The organism is Myxococcus llanfairpwllgwyngyllgogerychwyrndrobwllllantysiliogogogochensis (assembly GCF_006636215.1).
GTDB classification, from domain to species: Bacteria; Myxococcota; Myxococcia; order Myxococcales; family Myxococcaceae; genus Myxococcus; species Myxococcus llanfairpwllgwyngyllgogerychwyrndrobwllllantysiliogogogochensis.
In genome coordinates, this window is sequence record NZ_VIFM01000229.1 from 1 (window position 1) to 17939 (window position 17939).

General features: G+C 70.5%; 16 protein-coding genes. 8 read left to right on the forward strand and 8 right to left on the reverse strand.

The genetic code is table 11. The annotated features are described in order from the left end of the window. The first annotated feature begins 12 nt into the window (after positions 1 to 12). A complete protein-coding gene (locus FJV41_RS37565) occupies positions 13 to 975 on the forward strand; it encodes an alpha/beta hydrolase family protein (RefSeq protein WP_141647439.1) in 963 nt (320 codons plus the stop codon). 16 nt (positions 976 to 991) lie between these two features. On the opposite strand, the gene FJV41_RS37570 is transcribed toward FJV41_RS37565, so the two are convergent. Then, positions 992 to 2080 (reverse strand): trigger factor, encoded by a 1089-nt coding sequence (locus tag FJV41_RS37570; protein WP_141647425.1) that lies wholly within the window; start codon positions 2078 to 2080, stop codon positions 992 to 994. Positions 2081 to 2135: 55 nt separating this feature from the next. Further along, entirely contained in the window at positions 2136 to 2927 is a 792-nt protein-coding gene (locus FJV41_RS37575; RefSeq protein ID WP_246137661.1) for a hypothetical protein, read from the reverse strand. A 349-nt stretch (positions 2928 to 3276) separates the two neighbouring features. Here FJV41_RS37575 and FJV41_RS37580 point away from each other — a divergent pair, with 349 nt between their 5' ends. Genes FJV41_RS37580 through FJV41_RS37590 form a run of 3 tightly spaced genes read left to right on the forward strand, consistent with a single transcriptional unit; the run spans position 3277 to position 5138 of the window. Continuing rightward, positions 3277 to 3975, forward strand: coding sequence for a peptidylprolyl isomerase (locus FJV41_RS37580; RefSeq protein WP_141647427.1), 699 nt, complete (start codon positions 3277 to 3279; stop codon positions 3973 to 3975). Continuing rightward, positions 3975 to 4721 carry an alpha/beta hydrolase gene (locus FJV41_RS37585; protein ID WP_141647428.1) on the forward strand — a complete coding sequence of 249 codons (747 nt, stop codon included), beginning with the start codon at positions 3975 to 3977 and terminating at the stop codon, positions 4719 to 4721. The genes FJV41_RS37580 and FJV41_RS37585 overlap by 1 nt, the downstream gene beginning before the upstream one ends. 3 nt (positions 4722 to 4724) lie before the next feature. Then, complete coding sequence (locus FJV41_RS37590; protein ID WP_141647429.1) at positions 4725 to 5138, forward strand: secondary thiamine-phosphate synthase enzyme YjbQ; 414 nt, start codon at positions 4725 to 4727, stop codon at positions 5136 to 5138. Positions 5139 to 5141: 3 nt separating this feature from the next. Here the strand turns inward: FJV41_RS37590 and FJV41_RS37595 are convergent, their stop codons facing one another. Then, positions 5142 to 6803: a L,D-transpeptidase family protein gene (locus FJV41_RS37595; protein WP_246137662.1), complete on the reverse strand. Its 1662-nt coding sequence runs from the start codon at positions 6801 to 6803 to the stop codon at positions 5142 to 5144. Positions 6804 to 7828: 1025 nt separating this feature from the next. Continuing rightward, positions 7829 to 8461, reverse strand: coding sequence for a TetR family transcriptional regulator (locus tag FJV41_RS37600; protein WP_141647430.1), 633 nt, complete (start codon positions 8459 to 8461; stop codon positions 7829 to 7831). Between the two features lie 76 nt (positions 8462 to 8537). On the opposite strand from FJV41_RS37600, the gene FJV41_RS37605 reads away from it, so the two are divergent. After that, positions 8538 to 9455, forward strand: a complete 918-nt coding sequence (locus FJV41_RS37605) for an SDR family oxidoreductase (RefSeq protein ID WP_141647431.1) — start codon at positions 8538 to 8540, stop codon at positions 9453 to 9455. Positions 9456 to 9598: 143 nt separating this feature from the next. Here FJV41_RS37605 and FJV41_RS37610 read toward each other — a convergent pair whose 3' ends face one another. The 4 genes from FJV41_RS37610 to FJV41_RS37625 all read right to left on the reverse strand — a co-directional run bounded on the left by FJV41_RS37610 (position 9599) and on the right by FJV41_RS37625 (position 14619). Next, positions 9599 to 10717 carry a C39 family peptidase gene (locus FJV41_RS37610; RefSeq protein WP_246137663.1) on the reverse strand — a complete coding sequence of 373 codons (1119 nt, stop codon included), beginning with the start codon at positions 10715 to 10717 and terminating at the stop codon, positions 9599 to 9601. Positions 10718 to 11350: 633 nt separating this feature from the next. Beyond that, positions 11351 to 12691 (reverse strand): sigma-54-dependent transcriptional regulator, encoded by a 1341-nt coding sequence (locus tag FJV41_RS37615; RefSeq protein WP_141647433.1) that lies wholly within the window; start codon positions 12689 to 12691, stop codon positions 11351 to 11353. After that, the gene (locus FJV41_RS37620) at positions 12688 to 14121 is read right to left on the reverse strand and encodes a sensor histidine kinase (protein WP_141647434.1); all 1434 of its coding nucleotides are present in this window, start codon (positions 14119 to 14121) and stop codon (positions 12688 to 12690) included. The genes FJV41_RS37615 and FJV41_RS37620 overlap by 4 nt, the downstream gene beginning before the upstream one ends. Positions 14122 to 14169: 48 nt before the next feature. Continuing rightward, entirely contained in the window at positions 14170 to 14619 is a 450-nt protein-coding gene (locus tag FJV41_RS37625; protein WP_141647435.1) for a hypothetical protein, read from the reverse strand. Between the two features lie 302 nt (positions 14620 to 14921). Here FJV41_RS37625 and FJV41_RS37630 point away from each other — a divergent pair, with 302 nt between their 5' ends. The 3 genes from FJV41_RS37630 to FJV41_RS37640 form a co-directional block, all read left to right on the forward strand. Beyond that, the gene (locus FJV41_RS37630; RefSeq protein ID WP_141647436.1) at positions 14922 to 15182 is read left to right on the forward strand and encodes a hypothetical protein; all 261 of its coding nucleotides are present in this window, start codon (positions 14922 to 14924) and stop codon (positions 15180 to 15182) included. A 301-nt stretch (positions 15183 to 15483) separates the two neighbouring features. Next, positions 15484 to 16074 (forward strand): GAF domain-containing protein, encoded by a 591-nt coding sequence (locus FJV41_RS37635; protein ID WP_141647437.1) that lies wholly within the window; start codon positions 15484 to 15486, stop codon positions 16072 to 16074. A gap of 118 nt (positions 16075 to 16192) precedes the next feature. Then, positions 16193 to 17939, forward strand: a 1747-nt coding sequence (locus tag FJV41_RS37640; protein WP_141647438.1) for a serine/threonine protein kinase, incomplete at its 3' end; no start/stop codon positions are given.

Genomic DNA, 17939 nt, shown 5'->3' on the forward strand with positions numbered 1-17939 from the left:
CACCCTCCCCCCATTTCCACGCCCTCGCCGCCTCGCGAGCCGGGTGCCATCGCCCGGCTGACGCGGGGGCTGCGAGGACTGCCCGCGGCGCCACGCTGGTGGGGCCCTGGCTGCGGCGGAATGGCCGGCTGGCTCAAGCGCGTGCCCGCGGGGATGACTCCACCCACGGTGGACCTGACCCGCCGCTTCCACGACCTGCTGCGAGCCGTGCGCGAGGGCGAGCCCGTGCTCCCGGACGAGGCGCGGCGCCATCAGTACGTGCTGGTGCGCGGGATGCTGGGGGACGAGCTGCCCGGCTACCTGCTGGACAACGTGCAGCGGCTGGAGCGCCGGGGCCTGGACGTGCTCGAGGCGTCGGTGGACACGGAGGGGTTGCTGCTCGACAACGTCGCGGTGCTGCGCGAAGCGCTGCTGGACGCGGAGCACTTCGGCCGCTCGGTGGTGCTGGTGGGCCACAGCAAGGGCGGCGTCGAGTGCACCGCCGTGCTCGCCCTGTACCCGGAGCTGCGCCGGGTGGTGCGCGCGGTGGTGACGCTCCAGGCGCCCTATGGCGGCTCGTCCATCGCCCATGACCTGGCCTCGACGCCGGACATGCGCAGGCTCATCGACTTCGCCTTCCCGCTGCTGTTCCACGGGGTATCCCGCTCGGTGGAGGAGCTGTCCTATCCCCAGCGCATGGCGTTCATCCGCCAGCACCCCTACCCGGCGGACATCCCCACCGTGTCGCTGGCCACCTCGCGGCTGTCCCGCCTGTCGTCGCTCTATCCGCTCCAGCGCTACCTGGACGAGCGCTACCGCTACGCGTCCGACGGCATGGTGACCGCGCTGGACGCGGAGGTGCCTGGCGCGCGCGTGGTGCGACTGGACGACATGGACCACGCGGAGGCCGCGCTGCGCGCCTTCCCGGGGCTGGGCCGCTACCACCCCGGCGATGTCACCGAGGTGATGGTGGCGCTGGCGCTCCAGACGCCTTGAAACCACCGCCGCGACGTCAGGTCGGCGGCGTCAGCGACACGCGCCGCATCACGCTGTCGATGGTGGCGAAGTGCAGCGCCAGGTCCTCCACCCGCTTGGCCAGCAGGGTGTCTTCCTTCATCGCGCGGATGAGGTCCTGGCGGGAGACGCCGGACAGCCCGGCCAGGTCGGCCACCAGCGCGTCCACGGCGCCCTTCGCGAGCTTCACGTGGTCGCGCGCGGCGATGGCCCGCAGCGCCAGCGCCAACGTCAGCCGTCGCTCCGTGTCCGCGCGGGTGAGGGGCTCCCTGAGCCAACCCTCCAGCGCCTCCTGAAGCTCGTTCGGCTGGAAGTCCTTGCGAATCAGCATGGGGCGTTCGGTCTCCGCCCAGCGGCGGCGAATCTCCTCGTCCACCAGCGCGGGCGTCAGCGTCACCTTCGTGCGCGACACCACTTCGTCCAGCACGCGCTCCTGGGTGAGCCGGTCCATCTCCTCGGTGCGCTCGCGGGCGAGCGTGTCACCCAGGTGGGCCATCACATCGGTGAGGGTGCCCAGCCCCAGGCGCTTGAGCAGCTCCGGCGAGTCATCCTCCAACAGCTTCAACTCGGAGGCCGCCTTCACGTCGAGCAGGAAGCGCGCCGTCACGCCGCGCAGCGACTCCACCACGTAGGTATCCGGCAGCTTCAGCTCGATGCCGAAGGACTGGCCCACCTTCGCGCCCACCAGCGCCTCGAAGAAGCCGGGCAGCAGCGCGTCTGGCGCGACCTCCGCGCGCCAGTTCTCCCGCGCGGAGTAGGGGATGAGCCGACCGTCGGCGAAGCCGAGCACGTCCAGCAGCACCTCGTCGTCGGGCCCCACCGCCTCGCCCGCCAGTCGCTCACGGCGGTCGGCATGCTGGCGGCGCAGCGAATCGAAGCGCTCCACCAGGGACTGCTCGTCGATGGGGCCGGGTGCGACCACGGCCACCGTCAGCCCTTCCAGGGACGGCGCCTGCACGGTGGGGAGGGAGACAGGCTCGGTGCTGCCCAGCGACAGCGACGCGGGCATGCGCTTCATGATTCCGAGCGCGTGCAGCTCGGCCAGCGAGCGCGCACCGCCACCCTTCGGGTCGTTCTGGGACGTCATGCTTCCTCCGCTCCGGAAGCTCCGGATAACACAGAGCGGAGGAGGCGCGCGGTGCCTAGAAGAACGCGCCCACGAAGCTGGACACCGTCGAGACGACGGCGCCCGCCTGGCTGACCACCGGGATGTTGGTGGCCGCGGCGATGGAGCCCAGCGCGGTGACGCCGGCGGTGACCTTCTTGCCCACCGCGGCGTTCGGGTCCGCGAGCGTGCTCGCGGCGGCGGCGGTGTCCGCGGCGGCGATGGCGACGTTGAGGCCCGGCGCGAAGCGGCCCGCGGCCCTGGCCACGGCCGTGCCGCCCCCCTGCAGCGCGGTGCGAGCGGCGTTGGCGCCCAGACGGCCCGCGTCCTCCAGTCCCTCGCCTGCGGCGCGAGCGGCGGCGTGACGCGTGACCTGGCGGGACGAGCCCTGCGCGGCCTCGGACGCGGCGGAGGTCGCCACGCGGTTCGCCACCGCGCCCGTGGCCTCCGGAGCGGCCTGCGTGAAGGCGGTGCGCGCCGCGTTGGCCGCCGCGCGGAAGTTGCTCACGTTGCCCGCGAGGTCCAGGCCCCCCTTGGCCACGTTGAGGCCGGTGGACGCGAGGCCCGACACGGAGCCGAGCGCCCTGTTGGCGGATTCGCCGGACGGGTTGCGGAAGGCATCGCGCACGTCGCGGAACGACAGGTAGGCGGCGCCCGGGAGCTGCGCCACGCTGGCCGCCGTGGACACGCCGCCGGCCCAGCGGGCGCTTCGGGTGTTCACGCCTTCCACGGTGGTGCCGGTGAGCCCCGTCTCGAGCGGTCCGAAGCGGATGGGGCCCTGCGTGCGACGCACCTGGGTGGCGCCCACCGCGTCGGAGAACTGCCTCACCCCGTTGGTTCCCCGGGCCACCTCATTGCCAAGCTGCTCCCAGCGGTCCGACCTCGCGGCGGGCGGCGCCAGGACGTCAGCCCGGGGCGCCGGAGGCGGCGCGGCCGACGGCTGTGCGGGCCGAGCGGTGGGAGCGGAACTCGGGGCGGTGGGACGAGGCTCGATGGGCGCCAACTCAGGACTCCAGACGCAATTCAGGGTGTTCTGTGGGGATCATCGTGCCCTGTTTCCAGATGTTGCGTCGACCCGGGTCGCTGGCGGGCGATTTTGCCTCCCAGACAACGCCCTGCCCGCGCGGGACGACGTAACCCCCTGTAATCCGGCGGAGGTCGGGTAATCTGCGCGCCCCATGAACATCCGAATCCTCAGCGCCCTCCTCCTGTGCCTCACCGTCGCCGCCTGCAAGGACTCCGAGAAGAAGGAATCCACGGGTGGTTCCACCCCCGCCTCGGCCACCCCCAAGGCCCCCGCGCCCGCAGCGGAAGGCCCGGGCGAGTGGATGAAGAAGGCGTACGGCGGCCAGGACATCCAGGCCACGCTGGAGACGAACCAGGGCCCCATCGTCGTGCGGCTGTTCTCCAAGGACGCGCCGAACACGGTGTCCAACTTCGTGGGGCTCGCCACGGGGGAGAAGACGTGGACGGACCCTCGCAACGGTGAGCGCGTGACGGGCAAGCCGCTGTACGACGGCGTCGTCTTCCACCGCGTGATTCCGGGCTTCATGATTCAGGGCGGAGACCCCACGGGTTCCGGCCGCGGTGACCCGGGCTACCGCTTCGCGGACGAGTTCCAGAGCGGCCGCACGTTCGACAAGCCGGGCCTGCTGGCCATGGCCAACGCGGGACCGGGCACCAACGGCAGCCAGTTCTTCATCACCACGTCCACGCCGAGCTACCTCAACAACAAGCACACCATCTTCGGCGAGGTGGTGAAGGGTTATGACGTCGTGGAGAAGATCTCCAAGGTCGCCACGGGCCCGGGCGACCGCCCGGTGGACCCCGTCATCATCCAGAAGATTACCCTCGCGGACGCGGCCGGCGCGCAGTGATGGACCGACGCAACCTCCGACGCGTGGCCACGCGCCTGGGCGAGCTGGACTGCCAGGTGGTGGACGGGCTCGCCGAGGGCACCGTGCCGGACCTGGCGGTGATTATCTGCCACGGCCTCGGCGCCGCGGGGACGGACCTGGTGTCGCTGGTGCCGGAGCTGATGGCCATGGAGCCGGTGCTGGCGGAGCGCGTGCGCTTCGTCGTTCCCGCAGGCCCCCTGACGATGGCCCAGTGGGGCATGCCCCAGGGGCGCGCCTGGTTCCACCTGCCCGAGGCCTTCATGCGCGGACAGATGCGGGATTGGGAGGCCTACTCGAAGGAAGTGCCCGAGGGGCTTCCCGCCGCCCGTCGAGCCCTCATGTCCGTGGTGGACGCGTTGTCGACCACGTCGAAGCTGCCCTATGGACGCATCGTCCTGGGCGGCTTCAGCCAGGGCGGCATGGTGACGACGGACGTGGCCCTGCGGCTGGAGGAACGGCCGGCCGGGCTGTTCATCCTGTCGGGCACCCTCATCGCGGAGGCGGAGTGGAAGCAGAAGGCCCAGGCCCGGCAAGGGCTGCCGGTGTTCCAGGGCCACGGCCGTCACGATGACGTACTGCCCTTCGCGACGGGCGAGCGGCTGCGCGACGCGCTGGTGCAGTCGGGGCTGTCCGTGGACTTCTTCCCCTTCGATGGACCGCACACGCTGGACGTCGAGGAACTGGAGCGGCTGGCCGCGTTCCTGAAGGCGCGGCTGGGGGACTGAGGCATGTACCACGCGAAGGAGTTCACGGTGCCCACGCAGGGGCGCGGCTTCACGGACATCACCCGGGACGTGCAGCAAGCGGTGGCGGACAGCGGCGCGAAGCAGGGCCTGTGCACCGTGTTCCTCCACCACACGAGCGCGTCCCTGATTCTGTGTGAGAACGCGGACCCCGACGTGCGCCGGGATTTGGAGTCCTTCTTCGCGCGGCTGGTGAAGGACGGGGACCCCCTCTTCGTGCACGACGCGGAGGGGCCCGACGACATGCCCGCGCACGTGCGCACGGTCCTCACGCAGAACTCGCTGAGCATTCCGGTGAAGGACGGCGCGGCGAGCCTGGGGACGTGGCAGGGCGTCTACGTCTGGGAGCACCGCGCCTCGCCCCACCGCCGACGCGTCACCGTGTCGGTGGTGGGCTGAGCGTCAGCGCAGGCCGCGCGTGCTGGCGACGACGCGCACCTTGCGCTCCTTGAGGGGGATGCGCGCCTGCCCCCGGATGCGCACCCAGGAGCCGGGCGATTCGGGCGTGGCGTGCACCATGGACCAGCCGGTGGGGACCTCCGGCGCGGCCCAGCCGTAGAGGGCCCGAGCATCCCTGGGCGCGAGGTTGACGCAGCCGTGGCTCATCGGCTCGCCGAAGCGGTCATGCCAGTAGGCGGTGTGCAGCGCGTAGTCCTCCTCGAAGAACATGGTCCACGGCACGGTGGCCACGCGGTAGGTGTCATTGCCCGCGGTGCCGTTGCCCGTCATGTCGGCCTCCGCGAATTTGATCCACACGCGGTAGAGGCCCTCGGGTGTGTCCGTGCCGGGCTTCCCGGAGGAGATGAGCGTGGCGTAGACGGGGCGCTCGCCCTCGTACGCGACGAGCACCTGGGCATCCAGGTCCACGTCGAGCCAGCGCGCGCCGGGCTCCACACCGGGGGGTGCGTGGGTGAACCAGGCGACGTGGAGGTCCTCGCGCGCCACCCAGTGGTCCTCCGCGATGAGCACCCAGTTGCCGTCGGGAGACAGCTCGCGCACGGCCACCAGGGTCCGAGGGGGCAGCACCGTCTCCCGAGCGGCCTTCGCGTCCGGGGCCACCTTCACCTCGATGGGCGCAGCGGGCTTCACGCGCGACTGGGCCCAGGCGAAGGGCGAGGACAGCTCCGACAGCTGGTCCGCGTCCACGCCGACGAAGGCGGAGGGCCGGTACTCGCGCAGGACGCGGGCCTCCAGGTACTGGCCATCCGTCGTGCGCCAGAAGGTGCGTCGACCCACGCGCACCTGTCCGCGCAGCTGCACCGTCACCGAGCCCTTCAGCAGCACACCCCTTCTGCGCGAGCGGGCCAGGGCGAGGCTCGGGTAGGCGCGCACGCGCTTGCCCACGACGCGGGCATAGGTGCCGGGTGTCAGCTCGCCTTCGCGCAGGCGGGGCAAATCCCTGACGCGAGGCTCGCGGAAGTTGCGCTCCAGGTAGCGTTCGCAGACCCAGCCACGGGGCTGGATTTCCACCCAGGTCTCGCACTCGGGGCCGCGCATGGCCGTCTCGCCCTTCCAGAGCACGCGCATGTCCTGGGCCACGGTGCCCAGGGGAGGCGCGTCCTGACGAGGCGCGGAGCGGACCGCGATGGAGCGGCGCACGCGCAGCGAGCCCGCGTCGGGCTGATAGGGAATCGCGACGGGCTCGGTGCCCGCGTCCGCGCCGCTGGCAGTGGGGGTGCCGGAGGTGTCTTCGTCGGGCTCCAGGGATGGGTCGTCGAGCACGAGGCTGGTGTCCTCCAGCGGCTCACCATCCGGGCCGAGCACCAGCTCCACGCCCGGGTTCCGCTTGTCGGGGATGACGACGAGTTGCTCGGCGGGTGGAGGCGGTGACTCCTCGGGGTCCACGATGGGGGCGTCCTCGTGGCGCTCGGGCTTGGGCATCGCGCTGAGCGCGGGGTCGATGGCGAGCGAGGGCTCGTCGTGCGCGGAGGAGTCGTCCTCCGAGTCGCGGGAGTCCGAGCCTGGACGCGCGGCGGAAGCCGGACGCGAGGGGCCCCCATCCGTGTCGAGCACGGGCGCGGTCCGATTCCAGGCGGCGAGCAGGTCTCCCGGAGTGGAGGCCACGGGAGCCTGGCTTCCCGCCACTCCGGACCGTGGCGTGCCACCGTCTTCCGAGCCGACTGTCTCAGCGGAGGTGAGCCCGTTCGGAGCAGGCGCGGCGGCATCTCCCGCGGGAACCGTCGCGCCCGCGACCTGAGCACCGTTCCCCCCCGTGGAGGCCGCCCCCGAGGAGGGTGAAACCACACCGGACCGAGCCTCCGCCGTCGGAGCCGCTGGACTGCTTGGGACAGTCGCTCCCGTGGGAGGCGACACCGTGCTTCCAGCGACGGTCGGAACCTCTGCCATGGGAGACACAGCACCCCCTTGGATGGTCGCGCTCGACGTCGGAGATATCGAGCTTCCCGCGACCGACGGAGGCTGAGCCGAGGATGCCTCCGGAGTCGCGTGGACACTCCCGCCCAAGATCGGAGACACCGAGCTTCCCGCGACCGACGGAGGCTGAGCCGAGGATGCCACCGGAGTCGCTTGGACACTCCCGCCCGAGGTCGGCGCGCCAGCGCCTCCCGCCACGGTCGAGGGCGCCACTGGACTCCCCTGGACGGTCGCATCCGCAGGAGGCGACACCGGGGTTCCCGCCACGGTCGGCGCTTCCGTGGGGAGAGACGACGGGACTGATTGCTTCCCTCCTCCTCCTTGGACGAGTCCCATGGGCGCGGAGGGATTGCCTGTCGTGGGGAGGGACGGGCTCGGCGCTACACCTTCAACGGGAGAGGGGGAATCCTCCGTCTTCGACGAAGGCGTGCAGGCGATTCCAGGCAGGAGAAGGGCGAGCTGAAGCCAACGTCGCATGTGGACGACACGGTACGAGGGCTCGCCCGCTTGCTCAACGTCGTCCGAGGTGGGGCCGCCTGCGCGCGACTCCGCGCGGGTGCGTAATCCGTGCGGTCCTGACGGTGGATGTCACATGCAACGGAATGAAGGGGCCCTGCCCGTCTCCCGCACAGGAGGAATCCCCTATGGCCCCGGATACCCCGAGACATGTCTCACGTGAGACATATCCCTCATCACTCGACCCGCGCTCCTCGAGCCTACCGGGAGGTGGAGCGGCTGCGTCGCGGTACCTTCCTGGTCGGGAGTGGCGAGGAAGGAGCCACGCTCGCTCCGGCGGTGATGAGCCGCAGCTCCGCGAGTGCCACGCGCACATGATGCGCGAGCTCGTGCTTCTTCGTGTCCTCGACCCAACGCTCGAACGCGCTCTTGAAGATGGCGATGCCCGCTTCGGCGACCAGGTTGGCCACCGTCTTCTCGACGCCACGTCCCCGGAGGCTCTCCGCCATCGCCGAGGCGAGTGACGCGAGTTTGATCAGCTCGCGCTCCCGCAGCTCCGCGTGCGCCAAGATGAGCGGTTGCCGCTTGGCTGCATGCGCACGGCGCTCCTCGAATCCCGGCGAGAGGGCCTCGAGCGCGGCGGCGACAACATCGATGGGAGCCATCTCTTTCGGAGCATCCGCGATGGCGTTGACGATGAGCGCCTCGAGTTCCTTCGAGCGCGAGAACAGGACCTCTCGCTTGTCGGCGAAGTAGCGAAAGAATGTCCGCTCGGTGAGCCCCGCACGCGCGGCGATCTCCTCCACCGTCGTGCGGTCGTACCCCCGCTCCTGGAACAACTGCATCGCGGCGTCTTGCAGGCGTTCGAGCGCGTTCGGTTCCCAACGACCCATGGCGCCACCCTACCTGATTGCAGCGACTGACATCAGGTGTTAGAAGTCATGTCAGCTTCTGACATCGGAGGTTCACATGCGCGTCTTTGTCACGGGTGCATCGGGGCACATCGGCTCCGTGGTCGTCCGCGAGTTGCTCTCGGCCGGACACCAGGTCGTCGGGCTCGCCCGCTCCGACTCCTCGGTCGCCGCCCTGAGGTCCGCTGGCGCGGAGGTGCGGCGAGGCAACCTCGATGACCTCGAAGGTCTGCGGGAGGCCGCTGCCACCGCGGATGGCGTCATCCACCTCGCGTTCAAGCATGACGTGGCCTTCACCGGCGACTACGCGGGGGCGGTGATGGCCGACCTCCGCGCCATCGAAGCGATGAGCGCGGTGCTCGAGGGCTCCGGCAAGCCGTTCGTGGGCACGGCGGGAACACTCGCGCTGGCTCATGCCGTGCTCGGTCGCCCTGGCACAGAACATGATGCGCTCGCGGGCGGCCCCCGCATCGACGCGGAGAATGCGGTGGTCGCGCTCGGAAAGCGCGGCGTCCGGTCCTCCGTCATCCGCCTCGCGCCGACGGTGCACAGCTCACTCGACCATCAGGGCTTCGTCCCGTCGCTCATCACCATGGCGCGAAAGAACGGCTTCGCCGCCTACGTCGGGGACGGCGCCAACCGCTGGCCGGCGCTGCACACGCTCGACGCGGCGCGACTCTACCGACTGGCGTTGGAGGTCGCGCCTGCGGGCTCTCGCATCCACGGGGTCGCCGAGGAAGGCATCGCTTTTCGCGACATCGCCGAGGCCATCGGCCGTGGCCTCGGACTACCGGCCAGGAGCGTCTCGACTGAAGCGGCGAGCAATTACCTCGGCTTCCTCGCCGCCTTCGCCCAGCTCGACAACCCCACGTCCAGCGCGCACACGCGCGACCTCCTGGACTGGCAGCCGACGCATCCGGGGCTGCTCGCCGACCTCGCCGAGCGCCACTACTTCGAGCCCGCGCCCTCCGCGTGACACGAGGCGCGATGAGCGCGAGCCCGGCGCGATGAGCGCGAGCCCGGCGCGATGAGCGCGCGCCCGGCGCGATGCGCGCGCGCCCGGCGCGATGAGCTCTCGGCGCCCCGGACCGTGGTGTTGCCCGGAATGGGGTCACTGGTTCAGCGCAGCAGTCCGATGACCTCCGCGGGGAACGCCGTGCCGGAAGGCCAGAGCACGTAGGCCGCGCCCCGCGAGTGCTGCCACGCGCGCCAGAGTTCGTCGCGCTTGTATGTCACGGACACCGTCTCGTCGGTCTTGAACGCGGGGTCATTGCACACGACATCGCCTTCGGGCGTGAAGCCCTTCAGCACGATGAGATGCCCATCCGAGCTGCGCACGGGCGAGCCGGTGAGCTCCCCCTCCTCGTAGGCGATGCTGATGCTGACCGGAATGCCCGCGGCGATGAGCCGCTCCACCTGCGCGAAGCCATCCAGGCGCAACACCGCGCCGTGCAGCGCCCCGTCACCGATGGCGGAGGCATACGCCGTGTTGAAGGCCCAGTTGCCCGTCCCCTTGTAGACCCAGTCAAAGGTCCGGTCGGCGGACGACGGCACCGTCGTGGTCAGCTCGGGCCGCCCCAGCTTCCGTCCCCAGTACCCGAGCAACATCGTGGTGGACGTGGGCGAACACCACACGGGGCCACCCTCGGGGTACAGCATCTGCGAGTGGCCGGGCACCTCCAGCACCGTGCCCCAGGCCGCCCGGTCCGACGACGCATCCGCGACGACACCTTGCTTGTCGCTCACGGCCGCCGTCAGCGCGCGAACCCGAGGCGTGGCCTCCGGCTGCGACGAGAACAGCCACACCGTCATCCGCAGCGCATCCGCGCGACGCTTGAGGTTGAGCGTGTCCGTGTACACCTGACCGTCCGCGTCCCCCTGCCCGTCCACGCTGTGCCGGGCCACGGGCACCTTGTCGAAGGCCCACACGCCCAGCTCGTAGTCCTTCGTCCAGGCGCCCTCGATGCGCGCGGCGAGCGTCACCTTCACCCAGGTGCCCGGAGGCGTCTGCGCATCGAAGGACGGCACCACGCTGGTGAAACCGCCCGGCACGAGCTGGACTTCGGAGACGGCGCTCCCCAGCCGGTAGGTTGCCTCGTGATAGCGCGTGCCACCGTCCTCGTTACGACCCGTGGGAACGGGCACGCTGTCCGTCCGCGCCGACGCGTCCAGCACCAACGCTCCATCCCCGGTGAGCGCGGTGCCCTCGCGCGTGAAGCGCTCGAAGTCGCGCTCCACGGCGCTGCGCCGCCACAGTCGAGCCGGGGGTCCCGGCTCGTCCGAAGGTGAGTCCTCACGACCTTTCTGCTGCGAGACACAAGCCGTCTGCGTGGAAGCAAGGAGAAGAGCCAGCGTCGACAGGGAGCGCGCGTTCACGGCGCGGAGTCTGCGAAACCGGCCCCACCCAGCACAAGGCGCATCGCAGCGTTGGCGCACTCCACCGACGTGAAGTCATGCGCCCACGACGTTCATTCTCAGGCGCAGCGGAATGACACGCACCGAAGGGTCCTCGTCTGAACGGTGACGAACCAGGCGGTCGCCACGGCACGCAAGGCACCGCTCCGACTCCCTCAGGCAGTGTCGAAGCCGCGCATCCCGCTTCGCCTCTCACGAACGCTGCCCCCAAGCCATGCGAGGCACCGCTCCGACTCCCTCAGGCAGTGTCGAAGCCGCGCATCCCGCTTCGCCTCTCACGAACGCTGCCCCCGAGCCATGCGCGGCACCGCTCCGACTCGTTCAGGCAGTGTCGAAGCCGCGCATTCCGCTTCGCCTCTCACGAACGCTGCCCCCGAGCCATGCGCGGCACCGCTCCGATTCCCTCGGAGGCAAAGCACCGCCGACACAGCCGGACGGTGGCGGCGCCTCTTAACCCTACGACTCCGCTTCCGCGCCCGACGCCTCCAGCAGCTTGTAGAGCGTCTTGCGGTCCACATCGAGCAGCCGCGCCGCCTCGCTCTTGTTGCCGCCCACCGCCTGGAGCACGTGCGCCGCGTATCGCCGCGACAGCTCCGCGAGGCTCGGCATATCCCCCGCCAGCCCCGTCAGTCGCTTGGGCGCATCGCCAATCGGCTCCGGGAAGTCCTGCGGCCCCAGCACGCCCGTCACGTTGAGCGCCAGGGCCCGCGCCACCACGTTCTCCAACTGCCGCACGTTGCCCGGCCAGTCGTAGGCCGTCAGCCGCGACATCGCCTCCGACGTCACCACCGGGCTCACCCCGCCCCGCGCATGTCGCGACGCGAAGTGCACCACCAGTGCCGGGATGTCCTCGCGCCGCTCGCGCAAAGGCGGCAGGTGCAGGTGCACCACGTCCAGCCGGTACAGCAGGTCCTCGCGGAACACTCCCTCCGCCACCCGCTCCTTCAAGTCCCGGTTCGTCGCCGCGACGACGCGCGCGTCCACCTTCACCGGCACGCTCTCACCCACGCGCCGGATTTCGCCCTCCTGCAACACGCGCAGGAGCTGCGACTGCACCTTCATCCCCACGTCGCCAATCTCGTCGAGGAACAGCGTCCCGCCATTCGCCTCCTCGAACACCCCCCGCCGCGCGCCCGACGCGCCGGTGAAGCTGCCCTTCGCATGGCCAAACAGCTCGCTCTCCATCAGCGATTCGGTGATGGCGCCGCAGTCCACGGGGATGAACGGACCGTTGGAGCGGGGCGAGCGATTGTGCAGCGCCCGCGCCACCATCTCCTTGCCCGTGCCCGTCTCGCCCGTAATCAGCACCGGCACGTTGCTCGCCGCCGCGCGGGCCACCTGCTTGTACACCTCCAGCAGCGCCGGGCTGCGCCCCACCAGCGCGCTGCGGTCCACGTGCTGGCGCAGCGAGCGGTTCTCCTCCACCAACCGCTTCTGCTCCAGCGCCCGGCGCGCCACGCGCAGAATCGCGTCCACGTCGAAGGGCTTGGCCAGGTAGTCGAAGGCCCCCAGCTGGATGCTGTCCAGCGCGCCCTCGATGTTGCCGAACGCCGTCACCACAATCACCGGCGTGTCCGGAAGGTGCGCCTTCACCTCCTGCAACACCTTGAGGCCATCGCCCGGCTCGGGCATGGCCATGTCCGTCAACACCAGGTCGAACGAGCCCTCCGCCAGCTTCTCCTGCGCCGCCTTCGGGTGCGCCGCCTGCGACACCGCGCCCAGGGGCCCCAGCAACCGCTGGAGCAAGTCCCTCGCCTGAGGGTCATCGTCCACGACGAGGATGCGGGATGTACTCATGAGGCCACCTTGCGATTCGCGGAAGCAGTGGACGACTCCACGGACTCGACGGTGCTCCCCACCGGCGGCCGCGTCACGCGCGCGAAGCGCACCACCACGCGCGTGCCCTTCCCCTCTTCCGAACGCACCGTCAACGTCCCACCGTGCGCCTCCACCACGCGCTTCGTGGTGGCCATGCCCAACCCATGCCCTGGCAACGAGCGGACTTCCGGCGCGCGGAAGAACGGCTGGAACAGCGAGGCCATCGCCACGGGCCCCATGCCGATGCCGTTGTCCACCACCTCCAACACCGCGTCCGTCCCCTCGGTGGACACACTCACCGTCACCCGAGGCTCCGGCCGGCCCGCCGTGTACTTCACCGCGTTCGTCAGGAGATTGCGCGCCGTGACTTGCAGCAACTGCCCCGGACAATCCACCGCCACCCCCGCTTGCAGCGTCCGCTCCAGCGCCACGCCCTGCGCCGCCGCCGTCTGCGCGACCTCCAGCAGCACCGTCGTCACCGCCGTGTCCAGCTCGCCCACGGTGCGCTCACCGCGCGTGCCCGCGCGACAGAAGCGCAGCAGCGCTTCAATCAGCTCACCCATGCGCACCGCGCTCGACTCGCACTGCGCCAGCATCTCCAACGCGCCCGCGTCCTTCACCGCGCCCGTGCGACGGATGAGCGTCAGGTAGCCCTTGAGCGGCGCCAGCGGACTGATGAGGTCATGCGCCACGCGACGCGTGAAGGAATCCAGCTCCTCGTTGTGCCGCCCCAGCTCCGTGAGCTGCCCCTGAATCGTCGCGTCCTGGCGCTTGAGCAGCGTGGTGATGTGCCACCCCACCAGCATGGACAGCAGCATCGCCAGGAGCGTGGTGCCCGCGCCCAGCGCCGTGTTGCGCACGCGCAGGTCCGCCAGGCGCCCCACCAACCGGCGCGCCTCGTTCGCGTTCTCCTCCGACAGCGAGCCGCCCAGCGCGTCCAATTGCGCGGCCACCGGACGGATGCGCTCGGCCAGATGCCGGCGCGCCCGGTCCGCCTCGCGCCGCTGGGAGAACACCGCCGCCGCGCGCACCTGGTCCGCCAACCCCTGGCAGGCCGCGTTGAAGCGCTCCCACACCGCCTTGTCGCCCGGCGGCAGGTTGCGCGTGTACGCCTCCGAGGCGAAGCGGATGTCGGTGAGAATCTCCTCCATCACCGCGTCCGCGGCCTTGCGCTCGGCGTCGTCCGTGGCGCGGATGTGCGCCTCGATGGCGGACTCCAGCGACAGCGCGTCCACGCGGATGCGGCCAATGAGGCTGGCGCGCTCGAGCGCCTCCTGCACCAGCGCGTCCACCTGCGTGCCCGTGCGAACCTCCGTCCACAGCGTGAAGGCCGTGACGGCGGACAGCAGGGCCACCACGAAGAAGAAGCCTGCGCGATAACCGCGAATGGACGTCCGGGAGCTCACCAGGGTCCGACCTCTACCACGGCGGCACGGGCCCGAGGACCCAGCCCTCCGTCAAGGCACCGCCGTCCCGTCGCCTGCTTCAGGGGCGTCCGGCTGCCGGGCCGACGGCAGCCGCCGCCGTGCCCGCTCCAGCGCGGACTCATAGAAGACATCGGAGAGCTGTTCGTGCATCTCCCGCAGCTCGTTCAGCTCCCGCTCGCGCGCGAGCAACTGCGTGTTGTGCTCCTCCAGCGCGTGCCGGTCCGCCTCCGTGCGCACCAGCTCCTCCATCAGCGCCAGCCGGCCCTGCTCCACCTCGGCGCGCTCCTGCGTCAGCCGCTCGATGGTCGCCTCCAGCGCCGCCAGTCGCATCGCCACCGCTTCGGTGCGCTCCCGCTCCACCTGGTACTCGCGCTGCCAGCGCAAGGTCTCCTGGACCTGCGCCTCCAGGCGCTCAGGCGTGATTCGCGCGCACCCCGTCGCCAGCCACGCCACAGCCGTCGCGAACCACAGGAACCGCATACACCGTCTCTCCCGCGCCGCGGTCGCGAGAGATTCGCGACGACGCGGTGCCACGGGCCCATACCCTCTCGCCGAGGATGGCCGCGAAGCTTGCTCAAGTGCCCCGGTGTCGTCAAAGCGACAAGTGCCTGTCTGGGGAGCAAGCCCCCAATGTTGGAGCTTCAACTGAGGAGTTTCTCCCCAGCGTCCGGCCCGCGAGCGCCGCGCCTCACTCGGAAGAGGCCGCTGGCACGCGTGCTGCTCAAGCGCCTGCCCGCTGATACGGCGCAATCTCGCGTCGTCCCCCCTCAACGGAGCTTTCCATGAAGACCGTGTTCGCCGCCGCCCTGCTCGCCGCCGCCACCGCGTTTGCCAACACCCCGGCTCCCGCCGCCGCCCCCGCCGCCGAGGCCAAGCCGGCCGCCGCCGCGCCCGTCGCGGCTCCCGCCGAGGCGCAGCCTGCGCCCGCCGCCGAGGTGAAGGCCGAGGAGGCCAAGCCCGCCGCCGCCGAGGCCAAGCCGAAGGCTGGCAAGAAGGCCAAGAAGGCGGCCCCCAAGGCCGAGACCGCCGCCGAGACCAAGTAGTCTCGACTTCCTCGTTCTGAGGAATCCACACGAGGGTGCCCTTCCAAGGGGGCGCCCTCGTGGCATTTTCAGGGTCTGTCCTGCCCCGGACACTCCGTCGCCGGCCCAGCCTGCTCGGAAAAGCACCTGTGTCATCTACACCCCTCCTGGGTCATTGTCTGCGGCACGAACTCTTGACTTTCAGTAAAACTGGGATTTGACAGAAACACAGTAATCGCGCTTAATGTGACTTCAGAGGATGACAGTCCGTTCCGGATACTTGCGGAACCCGTTGCAATTCGTCTTTTCCTGGAGTCACCCCATGGTGGAAGCCTTCTCGAAGGTGTCGGAAGCCTCGAAGCTCTTGCTGGAGAAGGGGCTCGGGCCCAGCACCGCCGTCGAGTCCCTGGGGATGGTCGGCCATGCGCTGGGCGTGGACCGGGCGTACATCTTCGAGAACCGCACGCAGCAGACGTACGGCCGGTTCGTGACGGACCTGCGCTACGCCTGGGCGGAGCCGCCCACCGCGTCCGCGCTGGCCAACCCCGTGCTGCGCGCCTTCTCCTTCCGGGACTTCGCGCCGGGCTGGGTGGACATGCTGGAGGCGGGAATGGTGGTGGCGTGCCCCACCCGTGACGCGCCGCCCATGATGCGGGACTTGTTGGAGCGCCAGGGAACGCAGTCGATCCTCCTGTGCCCCATCAACCCCTCGCGCCAGCAGTGGTGGGGTGTGGCGGTCTTCGAGGACTGCCGCCGTCCCCGGGCGTGGAAGCCCGAAGAGGTATCGCTCTTGAAGTCGCTGGCGCGGGCGGTGGCGGCGTCGGTGCGCCACGGGCAGATGCGCTCGTCGTTGGATCAGGTCCGCACCAGCCTGCGCGCGGCGGTGGGTCGCACTCCGGCTTCGGGGCACTGAGACTCGAAGTCGCTCCCCTGGTCGCCGGGCAGCCTGGGCATCGGCGACCCCCTCTCTCGCGCGTGGACACCTCCGCCGAGCGTTTCTGTTACCCTGGCGGCCCCCCTGCCCTACCGCCATGTCCTCCATTGACCCGACGGCGATAAGCCGGACCCGTTCCCCGGATCTCATCAGCGGTTACCGCCTCGAAAAACTCGTGGGTACCGGAGGCATGGGAGAGGTCCACAAGGCCACCCAGTTGTCGCTGGGCCGCACGGTGGCGGTGAAGCTGCTCAACGCGGAGCTGGCCAAGGACCCGTCCTTCATCGCGCGCTTCCAGAAGGAAGCCGCGGCCCTCGCCGCGCTGAGCCACCCCAACGTCGTCTCCATCGTCGACAAAGGGAAGACGGACGTCACCTATTACCTGGTGATGGAGTTCGTGGACGGCCCGTCGCTGCGCGAGTTGATCCGCGCCCCCCAGCTCGACATCTTCGGCGCGCTGCGGCGGATGCTCGAAATCTGCCGGGCCATTGAGTACGCGCACGGCCGAGGCGTCATCCACCGCGACCTGAAGCCGGAGAACATCCTGCTGGACCAGCAGGCGGGTGGCATCGCCAAGGTGTCCGACTTCGGGCTCGCCTCGTTCCTGGACGACGCGAGTCCCTCCTCGCGCTACGCGCTGACGTCCACGCACGTGTCCATGGGCACGCTGTCGTACATGGCTCCGGAGCAGCGGGTGGACGCGAAGAACGCGGACGCGCGCGCGGACATCTTCTCGCTGGGCGTCATCCTCTACGAGTGGCTGACCGGCGAGGTGCCGCTGGGCACGTTCGACCCCCCGTCCCAGCGCAAGCCGGGGCTGGACCCGCGCGTCGACAGCATCGTCACCAAGTGCCTCAAGCCGGACCCGGAGGACCGCTACCCGTCGGTCGCGGCGCTCATCGCGGACCTGGAGCTGCTCGTCCCCGGCAGCCTGCCGTCGATGCTGCCGGTGAAGCTCACGCGCGTGCAGCGCGTCAAGGCGGGCGTGCGCAAGGTCGTGCGCGTCGTGATGCAGACGGTCGCCGTGCTGATGGTGCTGGCGGCGAGCTTCGTGCTGGGCACCGCGTTCTACCTGAGCGGCGAGCGGCGCGTCCCCACCTCACCGGGCGCCACCATCATGGCGTACCTGGGTGAGCCTCGAATCCAGCCCGTGCCCGGGCGGGAGGAAGCAGGTCCCGAGCGCCGCAAGGTGACGTTGGGCGAGGGCCTCGCCGAGCAGAGCCTCGTGGTCGCCGGCAGGCCGGTGAACCTCGAGGACAAGACGCTCGTGTTCCCCTGGCAGGACGACACGACGGGCGTGGGGCGGGTGCGCGTGGACGTCACGCGACGGGAGGGAGACATCCTCAGCCTGACGGGCCAGTTGCTCACCGAAGCGCCGCCGCCCACCTGGGAGCGCCGCCTGCGCGACATGTTCAGCCTGTACCAGCCCTCGGCGCCCCCCACCGTGGCCATGCTGCTGACGGGAAGCACCGGCCGCTACGTGGCGCTGGTGCACAACGGAGTGGGCGAGCCCTTGCGCCTGGAGTGGGCGCTGGGTGAGCGCCGGGGCGCGATGCTGGGCATGGAGTCGCCCCGAAGCGGCCCGGTGTCGCTGGAGCTGGCGGTGGACGCCGAGGGCCGGCTGGAGGCCTTCATGGGCACCGGCAAGGACCGTCGGGCCATCTTCGAGCCGCTGGTGCTCGGCATCGGCTGGATGGACCAGTTCGGCGACGCGCCCTTCCCCGGCTTCGGCTGCATGGAGGCCACCTGCCGCGTCGCCGGCATCACCTACGTGCTGAAGCAGTCCCCGCCCGGGGGAACCACGGCCCCGGTGCCCACCCCGCTGCCCCCGCCGGTGAAGACGG

What these genes read in the sequence shown, in the direction of transcription:
- FJV41_RS37570 (WP_141647425.1), bottom strand. Translation starts at nt 2,080, where the DNA reads ATGACGTCCCAGAACGACCCGAAGGGTGGCGGTGCGCGCTCGCTGGCC.
- FJV41_RS37580 (WP_141647427.1), top strand. Translation starts at nt 3,277, where the DNA reads ATGAACATCCGAATCCTCAGCGCCCTCCTCCTGTGCCTCACCGTCGCC.
- FJV41_RS37585 (WP_141647428.1), top strand. Translation starts at nt 3,975, where the DNA reads ATGGACCGACGCAACCTCCGACGCGTGGCCACGCGCCTGGGCGAGCTG.
- FJV41_RS37590 (WP_141647429.1), top strand. Translation starts at nt 4,725, where the DNA reads ATGTACCACGCGAAGGAGTTCACGGTGCCCACGCAGGGGCGCGGCTTC.
- FJV41_RS37600 (WP_141647430.1), bottom strand. Translation starts at nt 8,461, where the DNA reads ATGGGTCGTTGGGAACCGAACGCGCTCGAACGCCTGCAAGACGCCGCG.
- FJV41_RS37605 (WP_141647431.1), top strand. Translation starts at nt 8,538, where the DNA reads ATGCGCGTCTTTGTCACGGGTGCATCGGGGCACATCGGCTCCGTGGTC.
- FJV41_RS37615 (WP_141647433.1), bottom strand. Translation starts at nt 12,691, where the DNA reads ATGAGTACATCCCGCATCCTCGTCGTGGACGATGACCCTCAGGCGAGG.
- FJV41_RS37625 (WP_141647435.1), bottom strand. Translation starts at nt 14,619, where the DNA reads ATGCGGTTCCTGTGGTTCGCGACGGCTGTGGCGTGGCTGGCGACGGGG.
- FJV41_RS37630 (WP_141647436.1), top strand. Translation starts at nt 14,922, where the DNA reads ATGAAGACCGTGTTCGCCGCCGCCCTGCTCGCCGCCGCCACCGCGTTT.
- FJV41_RS37635 (WP_141647437.1), top strand. Translation starts at nt 15,484, where the DNA reads ATGGTGGAAGCCTTCTCGAAGGTGTCGGAAGCCTCGAAGCTCTTGCTG.